Source organism: Rhodococcus sp. DMF-1 (assembly GCF_021441945.1).
In the GTDB taxonomy this organism is placed as follows: domain Bacteria; phylum Actinomycetota; class Actinomycetes; order Mycobacteriales; family Mycobacteriaceae; genus Rhodococcus; species Rhodococcus ruber.
In genome coordinates, this window is sequence record NZ_CP090442.1 from 3,011,935 (window position 1) to 3,033,412 (window position 21,478).

General features: G+C 69.8%; 17 protein-coding genes. 13 read left to right on the plus strand and 4 right to left on the minus strand.

Going from position 1 to position 21,478, the window contains the following annotated elements; translation table 11 throughout:
* Positions 1-13 precede the first annotated feature (13 nt).
* Positions 14-910, minus strand: coding sequence for a 3-hydroxybutyryl-CoA dehydrogenase (locus LZP97_RS13760; protein ID WP_003937464.1), 897 nt, complete (start codon positions 908-910; stop codon positions 14-16).
* Positions 911-1,027: 117 nt separating this feature from the next.
* The gene (gene aceA, locus LZP97_RS13765) at positions 1,028-2,317 is read right to left on the minus strand and encodes an isocitrate lyase (protein WP_010592173.1); all 1,290 of its coding nucleotides are present in this window, start codon (positions 2,315-2,317) and stop codon (positions 1,028-1,030) included.
* A 532-nt stretch (positions 2,318-2,849) separates the two neighbouring features.
* Between aceA and LZP97_RS13770 the strand changes: the two genes are divergently transcribed.
* The 13 genes from LZP97_RS13770 to atzF all read left to right on the plus strand — a co-directional run bounded on the left by LZP97_RS13770 (position 2,850) and on the right by atzF (position 18,952).
* Positions 2,850-4,004, plus strand: a complete 1,155-nt coding sequence (locus tag LZP97_RS13770; RefSeq protein ID WP_010592174.1) for a globin domain-containing protein — start codon at positions 2,850-2,852, stop codon at positions 4,002-4,004.
* 51 nt (positions 4,005-4,055) lie between these two features.
* Positions 4,056-5,468, plus strand: coding sequence for an acetate metabolism transcriptional regulator RamB (gene ramB, locus LZP97_RS13775; protein ID WP_017681246.1), 1,413 nt, complete (start codon positions 4,056-4,058; stop codon positions 5,466-5,468).
* Positions 5,469-5,627: 159 nt separating this feature from the next.
* Positions 5,628-6,542 (plus strand): hypothetical protein, encoded by a 915-nt coding sequence (locus LZP97_RS13780; protein ID WP_010592176.1) that lies wholly within the window; start codon positions 5,628-5,630, stop codon positions 6,540-6,542.
* A gap of 256 nt (positions 6,543-6,798) precedes the next feature.
* Complete coding sequence (gene urtA, locus LZP97_RS13785; protein WP_017681248.1) at positions 6,799-8,067, plus strand: urea ABC transporter substrate-binding protein; 1,269 nt, start codon at positions 6,799-6,801, stop codon at positions 8,065-8,067.
* Positions 8,068-8,104: 37 nt separating this feature from the next.
* Positions 8,105-8,989: an urea ABC transporter permease subunit UrtB gene (gene urtB / locus LZP97_RS13790; protein WP_017681249.1), complete on the plus strand. Its 885-nt coding sequence runs from the start codon at positions 8,105-8,107 to the stop codon at positions 8,987-8,989.
* Entirely contained in the window at positions 8,989-10,107 is a 1,119-nt protein-coding gene (urtC, locus tag LZP97_RS13795) for an urea ABC transporter permease subunit UrtC (protein ID WP_010592179.1), read from the plus strand. Before urtB ends, urtC begins: the two co-directional genes overlap by 1 nt.
* Positions 10,104-10,886, plus strand: coding sequence for an urea ABC transporter ATP-binding protein UrtD (gene urtD / locus LZP97_RS13800; protein ID WP_048772247.1), 783 nt, complete (start codon positions 10,104-10,106; stop codon positions 10,884-10,886). Before urtC ends, urtD begins: the two co-directional genes overlap by 4 nt.
* Position 10,887: 1 nt before the next feature.
* Positions 10,888-11,580, plus strand: a complete 693-nt coding sequence (urtE, locus tag LZP97_RS13805; RefSeq protein WP_048772245.1) for an urea ABC transporter ATP-binding subunit UrtE — start codon at positions 10,888-10,890, stop codon at positions 11,578-11,580.
* Positions 11,580-12,269: a GntR family transcriptional regulator gene (locus tag LZP97_RS13810; protein ID WP_048772243.1), complete on the plus strand. Its 690-nt coding sequence runs from the start codon at positions 11,580-11,582 to the stop codon at positions 12,267-12,269. The genes urtE and LZP97_RS13810 overlap by 1 nt, the downstream gene beginning before the upstream one ends.
* A gap of 5 nt (positions 12,270-12,274) precedes the next feature.
* On the plus strand, positions 12,275-12,805 hold the full coding sequence (locus LZP97_RS13815) for a carboxymuconolactone decarboxylase family protein (RefSeq protein WP_010592183.1): 531 nt from the start codon (positions 12,275-12,277) through the stop codon (positions 12,803-12,805).
* A 70-nt stretch (positions 12,806-12,875) separates the two neighbouring features.
* Positions 12,876-13,571 carry a GntR family transcriptional regulator gene (locus LZP97_RS13820; RefSeq protein WP_048772241.1) on the plus strand — a complete coding sequence of 232 codons (696 nt, stop codon included), beginning with the start codon at positions 12,876-12,878 and terminating at the stop codon, positions 13,569-13,571.
* Between the two features lie 111 nt (positions 13,572-13,682).
* Positions 13,683-17,228, plus strand: coding sequence for an urea carboxylase (gene uca / locus LZP97_RS13825; protein ID WP_412177614.1), 3,546 nt, complete (start codon positions 13,683-13,685; stop codon positions 17,226-17,228).
* A complete protein-coding gene (gene atzF / locus LZP97_RS13830) occupies positions 17,225-18,952 on the plus strand; it encodes an allophanate hydrolase (RefSeq protein WP_048772236.1) in 1,728 nt (575 codons plus the stop codon). The genes uca and atzF overlap by 4 nt, the downstream gene beginning before the upstream one ends.
* A gap of 53 nt (positions 18,953-19,005) precedes the next feature.
* Here atzF and LZP97_RS13835 read toward each other — a convergent pair whose 3' ends face one another.
* Both LZP97_RS13835 and LZP97_RS13840 read right to left on the minus strand, forming a co-directional pair.
* Positions 19,006-19,899 carry a hypothetical protein gene (locus LZP97_RS13835; protein ID WP_040270787.1) on the minus strand — a complete coding sequence of 298 codons (894 nt, stop codon included), beginning with the start codon at positions 19,897-19,899 and terminating at the stop codon, positions 19,006-19,008.
* Positions 19,900-20,068: 169 nt separating this feature from the next.
* Positions 20,069-21,472: a fatty acid desaturase family protein gene (locus tag LZP97_RS13840; protein WP_010592190.1), complete on the minus strand. Its 1,404-nt coding sequence runs from the start codon at positions 21,470-21,472 to the stop codon at positions 20,069-20,071.
* Between the last annotated feature and the right edge of the window lie 6 nt (positions 21,473-21,478).

Below are 21,478 nucleotides of genomic sequence, written 5' to 3' on the forward strand. Positions count from 1 at the left end.
TGGTGCTACCTACCTAGCTGACTTTCTTGGCGGCACGACCGTTGTCGGCATACTCGTAGAAGCCGGCGCCCGACTTCTTGCCGACGAGGCCCGCCTCGACCATACGCAGCAGGAGCGGCGGAGCCGAGTAGAGCGGCTCCTTGAACTCCCCGTACATCGAGTCGGCGATCGACTTGACCGTGTCCAGACCCACCAGGTCGGTCAGGGCGAGCGGACCCATCGGGTGCGCACATCCGAGAACCATCGCCTTGTCGATGTCCTCCTTGGTGGCGAAGCCGGATTCGACCATCCGGATCGCCGACAGCAGGTAGGGCACGAGCAGCGCGTTGGCGATGAAGCCGGCCCGGTCGGAGGACCGGACGACCTGCTTGCCGAGCACCTCGGAGGCGAAGGCCTCCGCGCGCTGGGAGACCGCGGGGCTGGTCTTGAGCGTGGTGACGAGCTCGACCAGCGGCAGCACCGGAACCGGGTTGAAGAAGTGCATGCCGATGACCCGCTCGGGCCGGGTGGTGGCGATGCCCAGCTTCATGATCGGGATCGACGAGGTGTTGGACGCCAGCACCGCATTCGGATCCGTGACGATCTTGTCGAGTTCCGCGAAGATCTCGGCCTTGACCTTCTCGTCCTCGACGACCGCCTCCACGACGAGCTGGCGATCGGCGAAGTCGCCGAGGTCGGAGGTGAAGCGCAGCCGCCAGGCGGCCTGCTCACGCTCCCGTTCGGTGATCTTGCCGCTGCTGACACCGCGGTCGAGGGACCGGAGGATGCGGGCACGCCCGGCAGCCGCGAGCTCGCGGGTCTGCTCGTACACAAGTACGTCGACATGAGCGCGCGCGCACACCTCGGCGATACCTGCGCCCATCATCCCGGCGCCGATCACGCCGACGCGCTGAATCTTTTCGCTGGTCACGTCAGCTCCTACTCGTCATGTGGGGGTCGTGAAGGTGGTTTTCGACAGAGGGTGGATACGGCCGCGGCGGGACCTGGTCGTCCGAGATCCCGCCGCGCCTGCATCCGTTGCCGGTTCCTAGTGGAACTGGCCCTCCTCGGTGGAGCCCTTCAGGGCAGCCGTGGAGGTGTTCGGGTCGACGGTGGTGGCGATGGCGTCGAAGTAGCCGGCGCCGACCTCACGCTGGTGCTTGATGGCGGTGAAGCCGCGCTCCTCGGCCGCCTTGAACTCGCGCTCCTGCAGGTCGACGAAGGCGGTCATGCCCTGGCGGGCGTAGCCGTGGGCCAGGTCGAACATGCCGTAGTTCAGCGAGTGGAAGCCGGCGAGGGTGATGAACTGGAACTTGAAGCCCATCGCGCCGAGCTCCTTCTGGAACTTCGCGATGGTCGCGTCGTCCAGGTGCGCCTTCCAGTTGAAGGACGGCGAGCAGTTGTAGGCCAGCAGCTGGTCCGGGAACTCGCCACGGACGGCCTCGGCGAACTTCTTGGCGACCTCGAGGTCCGGCACGCCGGTCTCCATCCAGATCAGATCGGAGTACGGCGCGTACGCCTTGGCGCGCGCGATGCAGGGCTCGATCCCGTTCTTGACGCCGTAGAAGCCTTCGGCGGTGCGGGTGCCGTCGAGGAACTCGCGGTCACGCTCGTCGACGTCGGAGGTCAGCAGCGTGGCGGCCTCGGCGTCGGTGCGGGCGATGACGACCGTCGGGACGTCGGCGACGTCGGCCGCGAGGCGAGCCGAGGTCAGGGTGCGGATGTGCTGCTGGGTCGGGATGAGCACCTTGCCACCGAGGTGGCCGCACTTCTTCTCCGACGCGAGCTGGTCCTCCCAGTGCGAACCGGCGACACCGGCCGCGATCATCGCCTTCTGCAGCTCGTAGACGTTGAGCGCGCCACCGAAGCCGGCCTCACCGTCGGCGACGATCGGGGCGAGCCAGTTCTCGACGGAGGTGTCGCCCTCGATCTTGGCGATCTCGTCGGCGCGCAGCAGCGCGTTGTTGATGCGGCGGACGACCTGCGGCACCGAGTTCGCCGGGTACAGCGACTGGTCCGGGTAGGTGTGGCCGGACAGGTTCGCGTCGCCGGCGACCTGCCAGCCGGACAGGTAGATGGCCTTGAGGCCGGCGCGGACCTGCTGCACGGCCTGGTTGCCGGTGAGGGCGCCCAGCGAGTTGATGTAGTCCTCGTTGTTCACGAGGTCCCACAGAATCTCCGAGCCGCGGCGGGCGAGGGTGGCTTCCTCGACGACGGTGCCCTGCAGCTTCGCGACCTGCTCGGCCGTGTAGTTGCGGGTGATCCCCTTCCAGCGCGGGTTGGTGTCCCAATCCTTCTGGATTTCCTCAGCGGTCCTCGGGGTGCCGGTGGTCGACATCTAAGCTCCACTCTCTAGATCTGATCCGCGCCGGAAGCTCTGCAGTACGTGCGTACTACTTCACATCCTTCGCGGACCTTTCGGATGTACCACTCGACAATGACACACCCGGAAAGTGCCGTCTACCTGTTGCTAATGCCAATCTTCGCTAGGTTTTCCCACACCCTTGCAAAGGTTGTAAATGTTCGGGGCGTCCAACGAACGCGGCCGCCGAGCCCCGAGCTACCCGCCGGTAGCAACTACCTCGGCATTGTCCGCGCCGGCGCCTCGGCCGGGCGCGGGTCACGAAACCCCCGAACGCGAGCCCACCAGCCACAGGAGCAAGAGATGCCGTCGCGATTGTGATCAGTCTCACAAGGTGCACTCCGGCAAATCGGGAAGTCGCGCCGGTCGAATCGGTGGGGGGCTCGAGATCGCTCGTCTACCATGTGCGCGTTGATCAGTCGGGGCCGGTCACGCCGATCGGGCGTGCCCACTCCCCACTCGCACACGAGTCGAGGAGGGCGCCATCCTTTCCGCCACATCGAAGCCGGTGATCGAGGCCACCCTGCCGATCGTCGGCGCCCATATCGGCCGGATCTCCGAACTGTTCTACGACAAGCTCTTCGCGGCCGCGCCTTCGCTGCGGACCGACCTGTTCAACCGCACCAACCAGGAGAACCGGGAGCAGCAGAAGGCACTCGCCAGCTCGGTCGCCGCGTTCGCGACGCTCCTGGTCACCGAGGACGCCGCGGACATCGACGCGATCATGGCCCGGATCGCCGCCAAGCATGCTTCGCTCGGCGTCCAGGCGCCCCACTACGAGGTGGTGCGGCACCAGCTGTTCGCCGCGATCGCCGAGGTGCTCGGCGACGCGGTCACCCCCGAGGTCGCCGCGGCCTGGCGCGAGGTCTACACGTTGATGGCCAACTCGCTCATCGAGCAGGAGGCAGCCCTCTACGACAAGGCCGGGGTCCGGCCCGGTCAGATCTGGCGCGTCGTCGTGGTCAGCGACGTCCAGTTCGACGGCGCCGAGGTCGCGACGCTGACGCTGCGCTCCCCCGACGGCACCCCGCTGCCGGATTTCCTTCCCGGACAGTACATCTCCGTCGCCACCACGCTGGGTGACGGCACCCGCCAGATCCGCCAGTACACGCTCGTGCGCAGCCACGTCCCGGGCGAGTGGGCCGTCACCGTCAAGCGGGTCCGGGGCGGGATCGTCTCCCCGTTCCTCGCCGGGGGCGTCGGCATCGGCACCGAACTCGTCGTCTCCCATCCGTTCGGCAGTCTCGTCGTCGAGGACGGCGACGATCCCCTGGTGCTGATCTCGGCCGGCATCGGCATCACCCCGACGCTCGCGGCGCTGCAGCACCTGGCGGCGCACCGATCCGAGCGCGAGGTTCTCGTCGTGCACGTCGACCGCTCCCCCTACGACCATGCCCGCCGCGCGGAGACGCAGGCCCTGGTCGATCGCCTGCCGCGGGCCCGCATGCAGACCCGCTACTCCGAGTTCGAGGAACTCCGCGAGGACGGCCACTCCCCGCTCGACGGGGTCGAGTTGCCGGCCGACCCGCAGGTCTACGTGTGCGGTCCGGTCCCGTTCATGCGGTCGATCCGGCAGACGCTGCTCGCTGCGGGGGTGTCGCCCGACGCCGTCCACTACGAGGCCTTCGCGCCCGGATCCTGGCTGGGACTCGAGGAGAGCTAACGTTGCGAATCCGCCGTTGCAAAGCTGTGTAGACGCTCGTACGCTGGGGTGATGCCAAAGACGTTCGTCGGCGCCCGCCTGCGCCAGCTGCGGACCGAGCGGGGACTGAGCCAGGCAGCACTGGCCAAGACCCTGGAGATCTCGGCCAGCTACCTCAACCAGATCGAGCACGACGTGCGGCCGCTCACGGTTCCGGTCCTGCTGCGCATCAGCGAGGTCTTCGGGGTCGACACCACGTTCTTCTCGTCCCAGGACGACACCCGGCTCATCGCCGAGATGCGAGAGGTGGCTCTCGACCAGGAGATGGGCATCGACGCCGACGCCCAGGAGATCGCCGCGATGGTGTCGGCCCACCCCGGGCTGGCACGGGCCATGGTCAACATGCACCGGCGATTCCGCAACACCACCGCGCAACTCGCCGCCGCCACCGAGGACCGGTACAGCGACGGCAGCGGCACCGGCACCATCACCATGCCGCACGAGGAGGTCCGCGACTACTTCTACCAGCGGCAGAACTACCTGCACGACCTCGACACCGCCGCCGAGGAACTCGCCACCCGGATCCGCTTCCATCGCGGCGACATCTCCGGCGGCATCATCAAGCGCATGGAGACGGTGCACGACGTGCAGCTCGTCCGTCGCGTCGACCTCGGCGAGAACGTCCTGCACCGGTTCGACCCCGCCACGCGCACCCTCGAGATCTCCGCGCGACTGTCGGGCGGCCAGCAGGTGTTCAAGCTCGCCACCGAGCTCGCCTACCTCGAGTGCGGGGAGCTGATCGAGAAGCTGGTCGCCGAGGGCGCGTTCACCAGCGAGGCCTCCCTCGCCCTGGCCCGCCACGGCCTCGCCAACTACTTCGCCGCGGCGATCATGCTGCCGTACGCGCAGTTCCACGAGATGGCCGAGGACTTCCGATACGACGTCGAGCGGCTCTCCGCCTTCTACGCGGTCAGCTACGAGACCATCGCCCACCGGCTGTCGACCCTGCAGCGGCCGAAGCTGCGCGGCGTGCCGTTCTCGTTCGTCCGCGTGGACCGGGCGGGCAACATGTCCAAGCGCCAGTCCGCCACCGGCTTCCACTTCTCCACCAGCGGCGGCACCTGTCCCCTGTGGAACGTGTACGAGACGTTCGCGTACCCGGGCAAGATCATGACCCAGCTCGCCCAGATGCCCGACGGACGTCGCTACCTGTGGGTCGCGCGCACGGTCGAACGCCGCGCCGCCCGCTACGGGCAGCCGTCGAAGACCTTCGCGATCGGCCTCGGCTGCGAACTGCGCCACGCCCACCGCCTCGTCTACGCCGACGGACTCGACCTCAGCGACGCCAACCCGGGCACCCCCATCGGTTCCGGCTGCCGAGTGTGCGAGCGTCTGAACTGCCCGCAGCGCGCATTCCCCCCGCTGGGCAAGGAACTCGTCATCAACGAGCACCAGAGCTCGGTGTCCCCCTACCTCATCAAGTAACACCCGCGCACGTATTCGCCGTGCGCGAAAGCAATTGCGTGCGCGGCTGACTGCGACGTTCGCGGATACTCTGTCCACAGGCGGACTATTCATCCACAGATCGCCGCCTCCCGCCCGCGGCTCGCGGACGCAGCGCCGGTATTCGGGCACGCTCCCCGTATGAGCGAACCCACGCCACTGCTGCGTCCTGCCGTCCTCGCAACCGGGATCACCGACGCCGAACTACGCCGAGGAATCCGTACGGGTCGTCTCGAACGCATCGTGCCCGGCGTGTACCTCGAGCGAGAGGACGCCGGGCAACTCGACGACGTGGCACGCCACGTGCTGCGGATCCGGTCGGGCGCAGCGCGGTTGCACGAGGGCGCCGCGATCAGCCACGTCTCGGCCGCCGTCGTCCACGGCTTCGCGGTCTGGCGCACCGACCTGTCCCGCATCCACCTCACCCGCGATCGCGCGTCGGGCGGTCGACGCACTCCGCGTCAGCACGTCCACGCCGCGGCCCTCCCCCACGACGAAGTCGAGACCGTGGAGGGGATCCGCGTCACCTCGGCTGCGCGGACGGTCGTGGACCTCTCGCGCACGGTCACCGCCGAGGAGGCCGTGGTGGCGGGGGACTCCGCGTTGCGCGGGCATCCCGGCCTGCGGCCGGCGCTGGCCGCCGCACTTCACCGGGCCGGGGCGCGGACGGGAATCGGCGCGGCACGGCGCATCGTCCCGTTCCTGGACGGTCGCAGCGAGAGTCCCGGCGAATCGATCAGCCGGCTCCGCATCCACCAGGCCGGAATGCCGGCCCCGGCGCTCCAGCACGAAGTCCGGACGAGCGAGGGCCGATTCGTCGCGCGGACCGACTTCTTCTGGGAAGAGACCGGGATCGTCGGCGAGTTCGACGGCATGGGCAAGTACGGGACCGGCGACCCCGGAGCCACCGCCGAAACGGTGCGGCGCGAGAAGCTGCGCGAGGATGCGCTGCGAGACCTCGGCTTCGAGGTGGTCCGCTGGACGTGGGCGGAGCTGTTCCGGTTCCCGACCGTCGTCGCCCGCTTCGAACGGGCCGTCGCCCGATCGCGTCGCTGAGAACAACCGCGGAACTCCCAGGCATCCGCATCGGCAATTGCTGGCGCGGACGGCTATTCGTGGTGCGGATAAGGTGCTACCTCGGGGTGTGCGCGTTCGGCAACGAGGTCGTAACACGCGTCATGAACTCGTCACCGCGAGACATTCCGACGCAACACCGGCCGCCTACTCTTCGGACCCACGGATACAGCGCTGTATACGCAGCCCGGATACACCGGGCCCCGTCCGGTTCCCACCTTCGACGAAGGGCACCTCCATGCCAGTTGCCACATCCACGTTCGCCAGGCGCGCCGTCGCCGCGCCGGTCGCGCTGGCCGCCGTCGGCCTCGTGCTCAGCGCCTGCGGCAGCAAGGCCACCGACAGTACCGACGCCGCCGGGTCCGCCTCGTGCGTCGACACCTCCGGGGACACGATCAAGGTCGGTTCGCTGAACTCGCTGTCCGGCACCATGGCGATCTCCGAGGTCACGGTGCGCGATTCGATCGCGCTGGCCGTCGAGGAGATCAACGCGAACGGCGGCGTTCTCGGCAAGCAGATCCGGATCGTGGCCGAGGACGGCGCGTCGGAGCCGACGGTGTTCGCCGAGAAGGCCGAGAAGCTGATCAGCTCCGACTGCGTGGCCGCGGTGTTCGGCGGGTGGACGTCGTCGAGCCGCAAGGCGATGCTGCCGGTGTTCGAGGACCTGAACTCGCTGCTGTACTACCCCGTGCAGTACGAGGGCCTCGAGTCGTCGCCGAACATCTTCTACACCGGCGCCACCACCAACCAGCAGATCGTGCCGGCGCTGGACTACCTGAAGGAGAAGGGCGTCGAGTCCCTCTACCTCGTGGGCAGCGACTACGTCTTCCCGCAGACCGCGAACCGCATCATCCGCGCGTACGCCGAGGCCAACGGCATCGAGATCAAGGGTGAGGACTACACCCCACTCGGATCCACCGACTTCTCCACGATCGTCAACAAGGTCCGCACCGCCGACGCGGACGCGGTGTTCAACACCCTCAACGGCGACTCGAACGTCGCGTTCTTCCGCGAGTACTCCAACGTCGGCCTCACCGCCGCCGACATGCCGGTGATCTCGGTGTCGATCGCCGAGGAGGAAGTGGTCGGAATCGGCGCGCAGAACATCGCCGGCCAGCTCACGGCCTGGAACTACTACCAGACCGTGGGCGGTCCCGAGAACACGGCGTTCGTCGATGCGTACAAGGCGAAGTACGGTGCGAACAAGCCCACCTCCGACCCGATGGAGGCCGCGTACGCGTCGGTGTACCTGTGGAAGAACACCGTCGAGAAGGCGGACTCGTTCGCCGTCGCCGACGTGCAGGCCGCGGCCGACGGCGTCTCGTTCGACGCGCCCGAGGGCACCGTCACGATCGACGGGGACAACCACCACATCACCAAGACGGCCCGCATCGGCGAGATCCGGGGCGACGGACTGATCTACACGGTGTGGGAGTCGAACGGGGCGATCGAGCCGGACCCGTACCTCGAGAGCTACGACTGGGCCGCCGGCCTGTCCGGCAGCTGACCATCGTGACCGGGAAGCCGACGAGAAGGGAGGCGACATGGATGTCGTTGTAGGACAGCTGTTCACGGGACTGAGCATCGGTTCGATCCTGCTGCTGGCGGCGCTGGGCCTGTCGCTGACGTTCGGGCAGATGGGCGTGATCAACATGGCCCACGGCGAGTTCATCATGGCCGGCTCCTACACCGCGTACGTGGTGCAGCAGGTGGTCTCGGCCGCCGGGGTGTCCCTGCTGGTGTCGCTGCTCGTCGGTTTCCTGGTCGGCGGCGTGATGGGGGTGCTGCTCGAGGTCACCCTCATCCGCCGCATGTACCACCGCCCGCTCGACACCCTGCTGGTGACCTTCGGCGTGGGCCTGTTGCTGCAACAGGCCGTCCGCGACATCTTCGGCGCACCGGCCGTCAACGTGGTTGCGCCGCAGTGGCTCTCCGGTGGCGTGGAGATCCTCGGGGCGGTGGTGCCCAGGACCCGGCTGTTCATCCTCGCGCTGGCCGTGGTGTGCGTGGCGATCCTGATCGCGGCGATGAAGTTCACTCCGATGGGCCGACGCATCCGGGCCGTCGTGCAGAACCGCGACCTCGCCGAGACGGTGGGCATCTCGTCGCGGCGCACCGATATCACCACGTTCTTCCTCGGCTCCGGCCTGGCCGGCCTGGCCGGCGTGGCGCTGACCCTGATCGGCTCCACGAGCCCCACCATCGGCCAGTCCTACCTGATCGATGCGTTCCTGGTGGTCGTCATCGGCGGCCTCGGACGGATCGAGGGTGCCGTCATCGCGGCGGTCGCACTCGGCCTGCTCAACTCGTTCATCGAATACTCCACCACCGCATCGATCGCGAAGGTGATCGTCTTCGTGCTCATCGTGATCTTCCTGCAGGTCCGGCCGCAGGGCCTGTTCGCGGTCAAGACAAGGAGCCTGGTCTGATGCCTGCCCCGACACGTCTTCCGGCGCTCACCCGGCCCGGCCCGGCCCGCACGTGGGCCGGGTTCGCCCTCGCCGCACTCGTTCTGTTCGCCCTCGCCCCCGCCGTGCTGTCGGACTTCCGTCTGAACCTGCTCGCGAAGTTCCTGTGTTTCGCGATCGTCGCCGTCGGGATCGGTCTCGCGTGGGGCCGCGGCGGCATGCTCACCCTCGGCCAGGGCGTCTTCTTCGGCCTCGGCGCCTACCTCATGGCGATGCACCTGAAGATCGCCGACGCCGGGCTGCGCGGCGACACCGTCCCGGACTTCATGCAGATCGCCGGTATCCGCGAATTGCCCGGCTACTGGGCGCCGTTCGCCTCTCCGCTGGTGACGATCGCCGCGATCCTCGTGCTGCCCGCCCTGGTCGCGGTGCTGCTCGGGCTCGGCGTGTTCAAGCGCCGCGTCAAGGGTGCCTACTTCGCGATCCTGTCCCAGGCCCTGACCGCGGCCTTCGCGATCCTGCTGATCGGCCAGCAGTCGATCGGAGGATCGAACGGGCTCAACCGCTTTCGCAGCTTCTTCGGCCTGTCCCTCGCCGACCCGGCCAACAAGCGCATGCTGTTCTTCGTCGCCGCGGGTGTCCTGCTCGCCGTCGTCGCGCTCACCCGGCAGTTGATGTTCTCCCGCTACGGCGAACTGCTCGTGGCCGTGCGCGACCAGGAGGAGCGGGTCCGTTTCCTCGGCTACGACCCCGCCGACGTCAAGGTCGTCGCCTACGCCACGGCGGCCTTCTTCGCGGGCATCGCCGGGGCGCTGTTCGTGCCCATCGTCGGCATCATCTCCCCCGCCGACGTCGGCGTCGTCCCCTCCCTCGCATTCCTCATCGGCGTCGCCATCGGCGGACGCACGACCCTGCTCGGCCCGGCCCTCGGTGCCATCGGCGTCGCGTGGGCCCAGACCGCGCTGTCGGAGAGCTTCCCGTCCGCGTGGACCTACGCGCAGGGCCTGCTGTTCATCGTCGTCATCGGGTTCTTCCCCGCGGGCCTCGCCGGGCTGGCGACGTTGCGCCGGCGACGCACCCGCACCGGCCCGGCGCGCCCGATTCCCGAACCGACCACGACGATGGAGCCGGCGAGATGACCGAACCCCACTACGGCGGCAACGCCGGCATGTCCAGCGAGTACCTCGAGATCCGCGACCTGCGGGTCAGCTTCGACGGCTTCACCGCCGTCGACGGCGTGGACCTGACCCTCCTGCAGGGCGACCTGCGCTTCCTCATCGGCCCCAACGGCGCCGGCAAGACCACCCTCGTCGACGCCGTCACCGGCCTGGTATCGGCCACCGGGTCGGTCACCAAGTCCGGCATCGAACTGCTCGGCAAGAAGGTGCACAAGATCGCCCGCCTCGGGGTGGGCCGCACCTTCCAGACCGCGTCGGTGTTCGAGCAACTCACGGTGCTGCAGAACCTCGACATCGCCGCCGGCTCCGGCCGCTCCCCGTGGTCGCTGCTGCGCCGCCGCACGACCGTGCTGCCGCAGATCGAGGAAGCCCTCGAGACGATCGGCCTGACCGGCCTGCGCGACGTGCCCGCCGGCATCCTCGCCCACGGGCAGAAGCAGTGGCTCGAGATCGGCATGCTGCTCGTCCAGAACTCCGACGTGCTGCTGCTCGACGAGCCGGTCGCCGGGATGAGCCACGACGAACGCGAGGAGACGGGGCAGTTGCTGCGCCGGATCGGGGCGCAGCGCACCGTCGTCGTCGTCGAACACGACATGGACTTCATGCGCGCCTTCGCCACCTCCGTCACCGTCCTGGCCCGCGGCAGGGTGATCGCCGACGGCACCGTCGAACAGGTGCAGAACAACCCGCAGGTCCAGGAGGTCTACCTCGGGACCGCCACTGCAGTACAGGAGGCGTGAGATGCTCGAGCTCGTCGACGTGCGGACCGGTTACGGCCGCACCGAGATCATCCACGGGGCCACCCTGACCGTCCCCGCCGACGGGGTCGTCGCCGTCATGGGTCACAACGGAGCCGGAAAGACCACCCTGCTGCGCGCCGCCGTCGGCCTGCTGCCCACCACCTTCGGCCGGATCCTCCTCGACGGTGCGGACATCACCTCGCTGCGGCCGGCCGCGCGCGTCGCCCGCGGCCTGGCCTACGTCCCCCAGGGCCAGCAGTCCTTCGCGCAGCTCACCTGCGCCGAGAACCTGCAGGTCGTCGCCGACGGACGCAAGCGCGGCAAGCAGCTCGTCGCCGACATGCTCGAGCTGTTCCCCGCCCTCGTGCCACTGCTGGACCGGCGCGCCGGTCTGCTCTCCGGAGGCCAGCGCCAGCAGCTCGCGATCGCCCGCGCCCTGATCACCGAGCCCCGCATGCTCATCCTCGACGAACCCACCGAGGGGATCCAGCCGTCGGTCGTCGCCGAGATCGAAAGCACCGTCGTCGAACTCAGCCGGCGCGGCGACCTCGGGGTGCTGCTCGTCGAGCAGCACATCGGTTTCGCCCTGCAGGCGGCGCAGCGGTACTACGTCCTCGAATCCGGACGCATCACCGCCAGCGGCGACGGCGGGACCGATGCCGCAGGCACCGTCCGCGCGGCCATGGCGATCTGATGAGCGCCGGCGGCACGCGGCGTGATCGGGTCTACCGGGCGCTGCGTTCGGATCTGATGACGGGCGTTCTGCCGCCGGACACACGGCTCGGCGAGGAACGGCTCGCCGAGCAGTACGGGGTCTCCCGAACGCCGGTACGGGAGGCGCTGGCGCGGCTGGTGTCCGACGGTCTGGTCGAGCGGCGCGAGCAGGGGCTGTTCCCGTACCGGCCGCGCTTCGACGACCTCGCCGACCTGTACGAGCTGCGGACCACGTTGGAGCTGCGCGGCATCCGCCGCGCGCTGGCCGATCACTCGATCCGCCACGATCCGGACGTGCTCGGCGCCGAGCTCGACCGGTGGTACGCGCTGCGGCGCGACCTCCCCGAGCCGGATGCGGGCTTCGTCGTCCTCGACGAACAGTTCCACCTGGCGTTGCTGGCCGCCGCCGGCAACCCGGCCCTGTGCGACGCGCTGGCTGCCGTGAACGCGAAGGTCCGGCCCGTGCGCATGTTCGACTACCTGACGCACGACCGGATCGCGGCGACCGTCGACGAACACATCGGTGTGGCGGAGGCGGTGCTCGCCGGCCGTCTCGAGGACGCCCACGACCAGCTCCTCGCCCACATCGACACCTCACGGGCGGTGGTGGTGCAGCGCGCCGAGCAGGCCCGGACGATGGCCCGATTGGCGCGTGCCGTGCGAGACTGACCGGCATGTCGCCTCGCATCCGGCCCGGACGGTTCAAGGAACTCGGCCCGCTCAACTGGGCGGTCTGGCGCGTGCTCTCGACCGCGGCGGGAACGAAGGACGCGCACCTGTTCAGCACCCTGGGCCGCACCGGCGGCCTGTTCCGCGGCTGGCTGCACTACTCCGGCAAGCTCATGCCGTTCGGGCGGTTGCCCCGGTTCGAATCCGAACTGGTCATCCTGCGGGTGGCGCACCTACGCGAGTGCGGCTACGAGATGGACCACCACACCCGGCTCGGCCGTCGCGCCGGCATCACCCCCGAGATCCTGCAGCGTATCCTCGACGGACCCGGCGCGCCCGGCTGGAGCCCGCGGCACCGGGCGATGCTCACAGCCGTCGACGAGTTGATCGCCACCGGAGACCTCGGCGACGAGACGTGGGCGGCGCTGGCCGCTCACCTCGACGACCGTCGGATGATCGAATTCTGCCTGCTCGTAGCGCAATACGACGGACTGGCCACCACCATCGGCGTGCTGCGCCTCGAGCGGGACTTCTGAGAGCTCTTCCTAACCGTCGCTTTACCGCGGGCAATCTCGGCGAAACACGACGTCCATAGCGTATACAGCTATGTCGACACGTACGGATACAGCCACGGCGCAACCGCTGCGGACGCGCGTGTACCGGGAACTGCGCACCGAGCTGATGAACGGCTCGATCCGCGTCGGCGAGCGGCTGACCGAGCCGAAACTGTCCGCGCGGTTCGGGATCTCCCGTACCCCGGTCCGGGAGGCGCTCGCGATGCTGTGCGCGGACGGGCTGTTGCGCCGCGAGGAGTTCGGATTCTCGCCGGTCCCGGTGAGCATTCCCCGCGTCCGTGACCTCTACGAGCTGCGGATCACCCTCGAACTGCAGGGCATTGCGCGCGCGATCGACAATCCCGATGTGCGGCACGACCGCGTCGCCCTCACCGCCGAACGCGAACGGTGGGTGCGTCTGTCCGCCGACCCGCCGCAGCAGGAACCGGGTTTCGTGGTGCTCGACGAGGAGTTCCACATGGCCCTGATAGCCGCGTCGGGCAATGCGGAACTGGCCGGCTCGCTCGAGTCGGTCAACTCCCGGATCCGGCACGTGCGGATGTACGACTTCATGGTCAACAGCCGGATCGAGACGTCGATCGCCGAACATCTCGCCATCGTCGATGCCGTCCTCGGCGACGAACTCGAACTCGCCCACCGGCTGCTGCACCGGCACATCGGCGAATCCCTCGCGGTGGTGCTCGACCGGGTGACCCGCGCCGTGTCGGCGATGTCGTTCGCTCACTGAGGTCCGTTCCGCCCCATACCTTCCCCTTCCCCGTCACCGAAGGAGCCTGTCGTGACGTTCGCTTTCGACACCCTGCTCGTCGCCAACCGCGGCGAGATCGCTTGCCGCATCATGCGTTCGGCGCACGCGCTGGGGCTGAAGACCGTCGCCGTGTACTCGGATGCGGACGCGTCCGCCGCGCACGTCGAGATGGCGGACATGGCCGTGCGTCTCGGCCCGGCCCCGGCAGCGCAGTCGTATCTCCGGGCGGATCTGGTAATCGAGGCGGCCCTGTCGGCGGGCGCCGGCGCGGTCCATCCCGGCTACGGATTCCTCTCGGAGAACGCCGAATTCGCGGACGCCTGCGAGAAGGCGGGCATCGCGTTCATCGGGCCCACCCCCGGGCAGCTGCGGGTCTTCGGCGACAAGCACACCGCGCGAGAGGCGGCACGCGCCGTCGGCGTCCCGCTCGTCGAGGGCAGCGGCCTGCTCGGGTCCGTCGACGCCGCCCTCGCGGCCGCCGACACCGTAGGTTACCCCGTGATGCTCAAGGCCGTCGGCGGCGGGGGCGGCATCGGGATGCAGGCCTGCCACACTCCGGGCGAACTGCGGGACGCGTACGAGCGGGTGCAGCGTCTCGCGTCCGCACACTTCTCCTCGTCGGGGGTGTTCCTCGAACGGTTCGTCGCCCACGCCCGCCACCTCGAGGTGCAGGTGTTCGGCGACGGTCGCGGCCGCACGATCAGCCTCGGTACGCGCGACTGCTCGTTGCAGCGACGCAACCAGAAGGTCGTCGAGGAGGCGCCCGCCCCGAACCTGCCCGACGCGGTCGTCGAGGAACTGCTCGCGTCGTCGCGCCGGCTCGCGTCGTCGGTGAGCTACCGCTCCGCCGGCACCGTGGAGTTCGTGTACGACGTCGAACGCGGTGAGGCCTCGTTCCTCGAGATGAACACCCGTCTGCAGGTGGAGCATCCGGTCACCGAGGAGGTCACGGGCGTGGACCTGGTGGAGTGGATGCTGCGGCTCGGCCGGGGCGAGACCGAGATGCTCGACGCCCTGCCCGACAGCGGGCCCCGCATCCTCGGTCACGCCGTGGAGGCGCGCGTGTACGCGGAGGACCCGGGGCACGACTACCGGCCCAGCGCCGGACTGCTCACCGCCGTCGAGTTCCCGGCCCACACCCGCGTCGAGACGTGGGTGGACACCGGCACCGAGGTGAGTTCGTTCTACGACCCGATGCTCGCCAAGATCATCGTGCGCGGCGAGTCCCGCCGCACCGCGTTCGCGGCGCTCGCCGAGGCGCTCGACGACACGCACCTGTACGGCGTGCAGACGAATCTGCCGCAGCTGCGGCGCATCTGCACGGCGGAGCAGGTGCTCGGGGCCACCCACACCACCGCGACGCTGCGGGAGGTACGGGCGACGGGCCACCGCATCGACGTGCTGCGCGCGGGCACCATGACCACGGTGCAGGACTTCCCCGGCCGGATCGGGTTGTGGGCGGTCGGCATTCCGCCGTCGGGTCCGATGGACGACCTGTCGATGCGCGCCGCGAACGGCGCGGTCGGCAACCCGGAGGGGGCACCGGCGCTGGAGTGCACGTTGCAGGGCCCGCGCCTCGAGTTCTCCGACCCGACGCTCGTGTGCGTCACCGGTGCCCCGGTCGTCGTCACCGTCGACGGGACCCCGGTGCCGATGTGGGAGCCCCTGGAGGTGCCGGCCGGCGGCGTGCTCGACGTCGGATCCCCGGCCGAGCAGGGCCTGCGCACCTACGTCGCGGTGCGTGGCGGACTCGACGCCCCGCTCTACCACGGCAGCGCTTCGACGTTCACACTCGGCGGCTTCGGGGGCCTCACCGGCAGGGCCGTGGCCACGGGCGACGTGCTCGGTGTGGCCGAGTCCCGCGCGCTTGCCTCCCCGGCACCGGTACCCGTGGACCGTCGGCCGGAGTTCACCCACACGTGGCATCTCGCCGTCACCGAGGGTCCGCAGCCCGCACCGGCCTACTTCACCGAGGACGACCTGGCCCAGTTCTACGACACCACGTGGACGGTGCAGTCCCACGCGAACCGCACCGGCATCCGTCTGGACGGCCCGAAGCCCACCTGGTCGCGGACGGACGGCGGCGAGGCCGGGCTGCACCCGTCGAACCTGCACGACAACCCCTACTCGGTGGGCGCGCTCAACGTCTCGGGCGACACCCCGATCCTGCTCGGCCCGGACGGTCCGAGCCTGGGCGGGTTCGCCTGCCCGCTCACGGTCGTCTCCGGTCACCGCTGGAAGATGGGGCAGATCCGGCCCGGGGATTCGGTGCGGTTCGTCCCCGTCACCGACGAGGCGGCGGTCGAGCTGCGCGGCGCCGCCACCCGCGCCCTCGACGTCCCGCCAGTGGCGCGGCCCGCCGCGCTCGACGGCGGCCGGCTGGCCGGTACCCCGGCTTTCCTGGACCGTCCCGAGGTGGGGTACCTGCGCGGCGGCGACGACAACATCCTCGTCGAGTACGGCGACATGGTGCTCGACCTGGGGTTGCGGATGCGGGTGCACGCCCTGTCCGAGGCGCTCGCGGCGCTGCGCCTGTCGGGGATCGTCGACGTCACGCCCGGGGTGCGCTCGCTGCACGTGCATTTCGACCCGGACGTGCTGCCCCAGCACCGCCTGCTCGGGGCCCTGCAGGACCTCGAGACGGAACTGCCGGCCACGCACGATCTGGTGGTGCCCAGCCGCACCGTCCGGTTGCCGCTCTCGTTCGACGACCCGTCGATCGCCGAGGCGATCTCCCGCTACCACAGCGGTGTGCGCGACTCGGCGCCGTGGCTGCCGTCGAACACCGAGTTCATCCGGCGCATCAACGGACTCGACTCGGTCGAACAGGTCCGGGACACGGTGTTCGACGCCGAGTACCTCGTCCTCGGTCTCGGCGACGTGTATCTCGGTGCGCCGCTGGCCGTCCCGCTCGACCCCCGGCACCGGCTCGTGACGACGAAATACAACCCGGCACGCACGTGGACCCCGTCGGACGCCGTGGGCATCGGCGGCAAGTACCTGTGCGTCTACGGGATGGAGTCCCCCGGCGGCTACCAGTTGATCGGGCGGACGGTACCGATCTGGTCCGGATACCGGCAGTCCGGGCCGTTCGAGGACGGCAAGCCGTGGCTGTTCCGCTTCTTCGACCGGATCGTATGGGAACCGGTGAGCCCGGAACAGCTGCTCGAGTACCGCGCCGCGTCCCTGGCGGGCCGGTTCGACGCCGACGTCTCGGAGGGTACGTTCGCCCTCGCCGACCATCTGCGGTTCCTGGCGGACAATGCCGAGTCCATCGACGCGTTCCACGAGCGTCAGGCCGCGGCGTTCGAGACCGAGAAGCAGGCATGGCACGCGGCCGGTGAGTTCGACCGGGCCGAGACGACACCGGCAGAGGTCACCGAGGCCGTCGACCCGCTCGCCGGGATGCCGGCGGGATCGGTCGTCGTCGAAGCCCCCATGGTCGGCAACGTGTGGCGGGTCGAGGTGGCGGAGGGCCAACAGGTCGGCGCCGACGACACCGCCGTCATCCTCGAGGCCATGAAGCTCGAGATGCCGGTGCCGGCCGCCGTGGACGGGATCGTCCTGAAAGTCCTCGTCGGGCCGGGCGCGAAGGTCGCCCCCGGCACTCCCCTTCTCGTGATCGGAGCAGCATGAGCATCGTTGTGGAACAGGAACTCTCGGCTGCATCGACATCGAGCCGGGCGCGAGCGGAGGCGGCGCTGCGCCGGATCGACGACGTCGACCGGCCCGAGGTGTGGATCGCGCTGCGGCCTGCCGCCGAGGTGCTCGCCGACGCCGACGCCGTGGACGCGCGCGTCGCGGCGGGCGAGCACCTGCCGCTCGCAGGCCTGCTCGTGGCGGTGAAGGACAACGTGGACGTCGCCGGGATGCCGACCACGGCGGGCTGTCCCGAATTCGCGTACACCCCCACCGATACCGCGGCGGGCGTCGCGCGGCTCGTCGACGCCGGCGCGGTGATCCTGGGCAAGACCAATCTCGACCAGTTCGCCACCGGTCTCGTCGGCACCCGCAGCCCGTACGGCGCGGTGCGCTGCTCCTGGGATCCGGAACGGGTGTCGGGCGGCTCGAGTTCGGGTTCGGCGACGGCGGTCGCGCTCGGCATCGCGGACGTCGGGATCGGTACCGACACCGCGGGTTCCGGCCGGGTCCCGGCCGCGCTGCAGGGCCTGGTGGGGATCAAGGCCACGCTGGGCGTGATCCCCGCCCACGGCGTGGTGCCGGCATGCGTGGACTACGACTGCCTCACGGTGTTCGCCACGTCGCTCGACCTGGCGGCGACCGCCGCGGCGGTCATGGCCGGGCCGGAACCGCGCGACCCGCGCAGCCGGACGTGGCCGGCCGACGTACCGTTCGCGGCGCCCGCGTCGCCGCGGGTCGCGGTTCCGCGCGCCGAGAATCTCGTCGCGCTGTGCGACGACTACCGGGACGCATTCGCGCGCACCGTCGGCGCGGCGCGCGACGCCGGGATGGAGGTGACCGAGGTCGACGTCACCCCGCTCCTGGAGGCCGCGACACTGCTCTACGACGGCGCCGTCGTCGCCCAGCGGTATGCGGCCGTCGGCGAGTTCCTGGCGACGAACCCCGCCGGAGCCGATCCGACGGTCGCGGCGATCGTCGCGGCCGCGGAGCACCCGGCGGCGCACGAGCTGGTGGCCGACCTCGACGCGCTGACCCACGCCAAGGCGTTCGCGGCGGGCCTGCTGGACGGGTTCGACGGGCTGTTGCTGCCCACCACCACCGAGCACCCGACGATCGCGGCGGTGCAGTCCGACCCGATCGGGATCAACCGGCGGATGGGCACGTTCACGAACTTCTGCAATCTGCTCGACATGGCGGCCGTCGCGGTACCGGGTGCACCGACCGCCGAGGATCGTCCCTTCGGGGTGATGTTCGTCGTGCCGGCCTTCGCCGATCAGGTCGCTGTCGATCTCGCGGCCCGGCTGACGGGTGTCCCCACGCCGAAGTTCGTCTCGGGCGGGGTGGAGCTGGCGGTGTTCGGGGCGCACCTGCGCGGCCAGCCGTTGCACGTCCAACTGGAGCAGATCGGTGCCCGGTTCGTCGACGAGGTCCGCACCTCCGACGCGTACCGGCTGACGGCGCTGAGGACCACTCCCCCGAAGCCCGGTCTCGTCCGGCACGGCGCGGGCCGGGGCGCGCCGATCGCCGGCGAGCTCTTCCGGGTCTCCGAGGCGGGACTCGGCCGGTTCCTGGCCGCACTGCCCGCTCCGATGACGCTCACCAGCGTCGAACTCTCGGACGGGCGCTGGGTCGTCGGTTTCGGTTGCACGCACGACGCCGCGGCGGACGCCGTCGACATCACCGAGTTCGGCGGCTGGGTGGCCTACCGGACGCGCTGAATCGGTGCGCGACTTCGGAATCTGCCCACGCCACGGCGTGGGCGGATTCCGGTTCACCGCTTCGATTTCCGAGCGACGGCCCGGGCGAATCTCTCGGCGACGAGGTCGAACCGCTCCAGGTCCGCCCACGTCCACCGGACGACCTCGAGGCCGAGATCGCGCAGCGCGTCCTCGCGGTGCTTCTCGGCCACGAGGTCGCGTCGGTCGGAGTACTTTCCGGCGCCGTCGAACTCGCCGACGACGCCCGGGGTTTCCCAGAAGAAGTCCACCCGGTACCGGCGTCCGTCCCGAGCCACGACCTCGTGTTGCAGTTCGGGCCGCGGCAGGCCGCATCGCGTCATCCGCAGGCGAGACAACGACTCTCCGACACTCTCGCTGCGCCCGTCGAGCAGACGCACCGCGGCGGCCGCCCGGGACACCCCGGTGCGGTGGCGGGCGGCGGTGAGAACATCCGGCAGGCGTTCCCGCGCGGACGGTTCGGCGCGCAGGCCGGAGTCCCCGGCGACGACGGCCTCGTCGAGCGGCAACGACCGCGCGAGGTCGACGATGGTGCGCGCCACCGAGGTGACGTGGACGCCGTCGACTGCGACGACGTCGCCGTCGCGCCAGTCGGTCCCGTGCACGTGGAGGTACGTGGCCCTGCGCCCGCTCGCGGATGCCCGCGAGACGTGCACCCGGCGCAGGTCGACGTTCCACACGTCCAGTCCGAGCAGGACGGCGGCAGACACGTGGCTGAGTGCCTCCCCGGGGCGGAGAGCCGCGGCGAAGTGCCGCGCCAGGACCCGGTGGCGGCTCACGTCGTCGAGGGACGCGACGTCGGTGCGGCGCAGATAGACGCCGGGTTTCAGCGCAACGAGGTCTCCGGCACGCAGCGCCGCCCGGATCCGGTCGTCCGGCACGCCTTGCGTCAGGAGGTCCTGTCTCGTCACGGCGATGGGATCGGTCATGCAAGGAGGGTGACGCACCGCTCGGGCGGCCGCGGCTCGACTTTGCGCGGACCGGCACATCTGGGGATGAAGCCGCAGCCTGTGGATAACCGGGATTCCCACGGCGTTTCGGAATCCGCTCACGCCACGACGTGAGCGGATTCCGAAGGGGCGCGCGAATCCGCGATCGTCAGCGCGGCGGCGGCTCGACCTCCACGCCACCGTGCTCGTGCTCCGGACCGGCGGCCGGGTGGTCTGCCGGCAGCCGGCTGCGGAAGCGGGCCGCCTCGCTCGGCGCCGTCTTGCGCGACGGATCGTCCGCGCTGTGGTACGGACCGGGCTTCGGTCGCGGCTTGCCGCCGGGGAACGCGAGGCGCAGGATCGTCCGGTGCACGGTGCCCCACTGCTTCGACAGGGGTCCGGTGTTGTACGGCAGCCCGTACCGCTCGCAGATGTCCTTCACCGCGGGCGCCACCTCGGAGTACCGGGTGCTCGGCATGTCGGGGTAGAGGTGGTGTTCGACCTGGTAGCCGAGGTTTCCGCTGATGACGTGGAACAGCGGACTGCCCTCGATGTTGGCCGCGCCGACCAGCTGGCGGACGTACCATCCGCCGCGGCTCTCGTTCTCCACCTCCTTCCGGCTGAAGGTGTACGTCTGGTCCGGGAAGTGCCCGCAGAAGATGATCGCGTGCGACCACACGTTGCGGATGATGTTGGCGGTGAAGTCCGCCGCCAGGGTGGCCAGGAACGTCTTCTCCACGCCCGGCAGGACCTTGTCGAGCACGTCGGCGACGGCGTCGGCCCGCGGGGCGGCACCGCCGCGCCCGAGACGGCCGAGTCCGCGCAGCCGGCGTCCGATGCGAGAGGTCCGCGGCTGCGGGATCCGCCCTCCCGACAGCAGCGCCGCGGCCGCGAACGCGCCGGCCGAGACCAGGGGCCAACCCACGTAGTCCTTGACGAACTGCCGCCGCGCCTTGCCCGCGATGCCCTTCAGCTCCTCGAGCACCTGCCCCGGCGTCTTCTCTCCCGCCCACAACGCATCGAGGTCGAGGTCGTGCAGCGCCACCCCCCACTCGAAGAACGCCATGAGCAGCACGTTGTAGAACGGCTGGGCCAGGTAGACCGGGTGCCACTTCTGGTGCGGATCGATCCGCATGATCTCGTACCCGAGATCCTTGTCCTTGCCGCGGATGTTCGTGAAGGTGTGGTGGATGTAGTTGTGGGAGTGCTTCCAGCCCGCCGCGGTCGAGGCGGTGTCCCAGTCCCACACCGACGAATGGATGTCCGGATCGTTCATCCAGTCCCACTGCCCGTGCATGACGTTGTGGCCGATCTCCATGTTCTCGAGAATCTTGGCCATGCCGAGGCATGCCGTGCCCGCGACCCAGGCCGACTTCGACGCCGAACCCAGGAGCAGCGCACGGCCGGCGACGGCGAGCTGTCGCTGCGTCGCGATCACGGTCTTGATGTAGCGACGGTCCCGCTCCCCCAGCTCGGAGTAGACCCTGTCGTGGATGGCGTCGAACTCCTTCGCCAACGCGTCCAGCGTTTCCTCGCTCAGATGCGCGAGTGGACTCTCGATCTCCGTCGTCATCTCGCG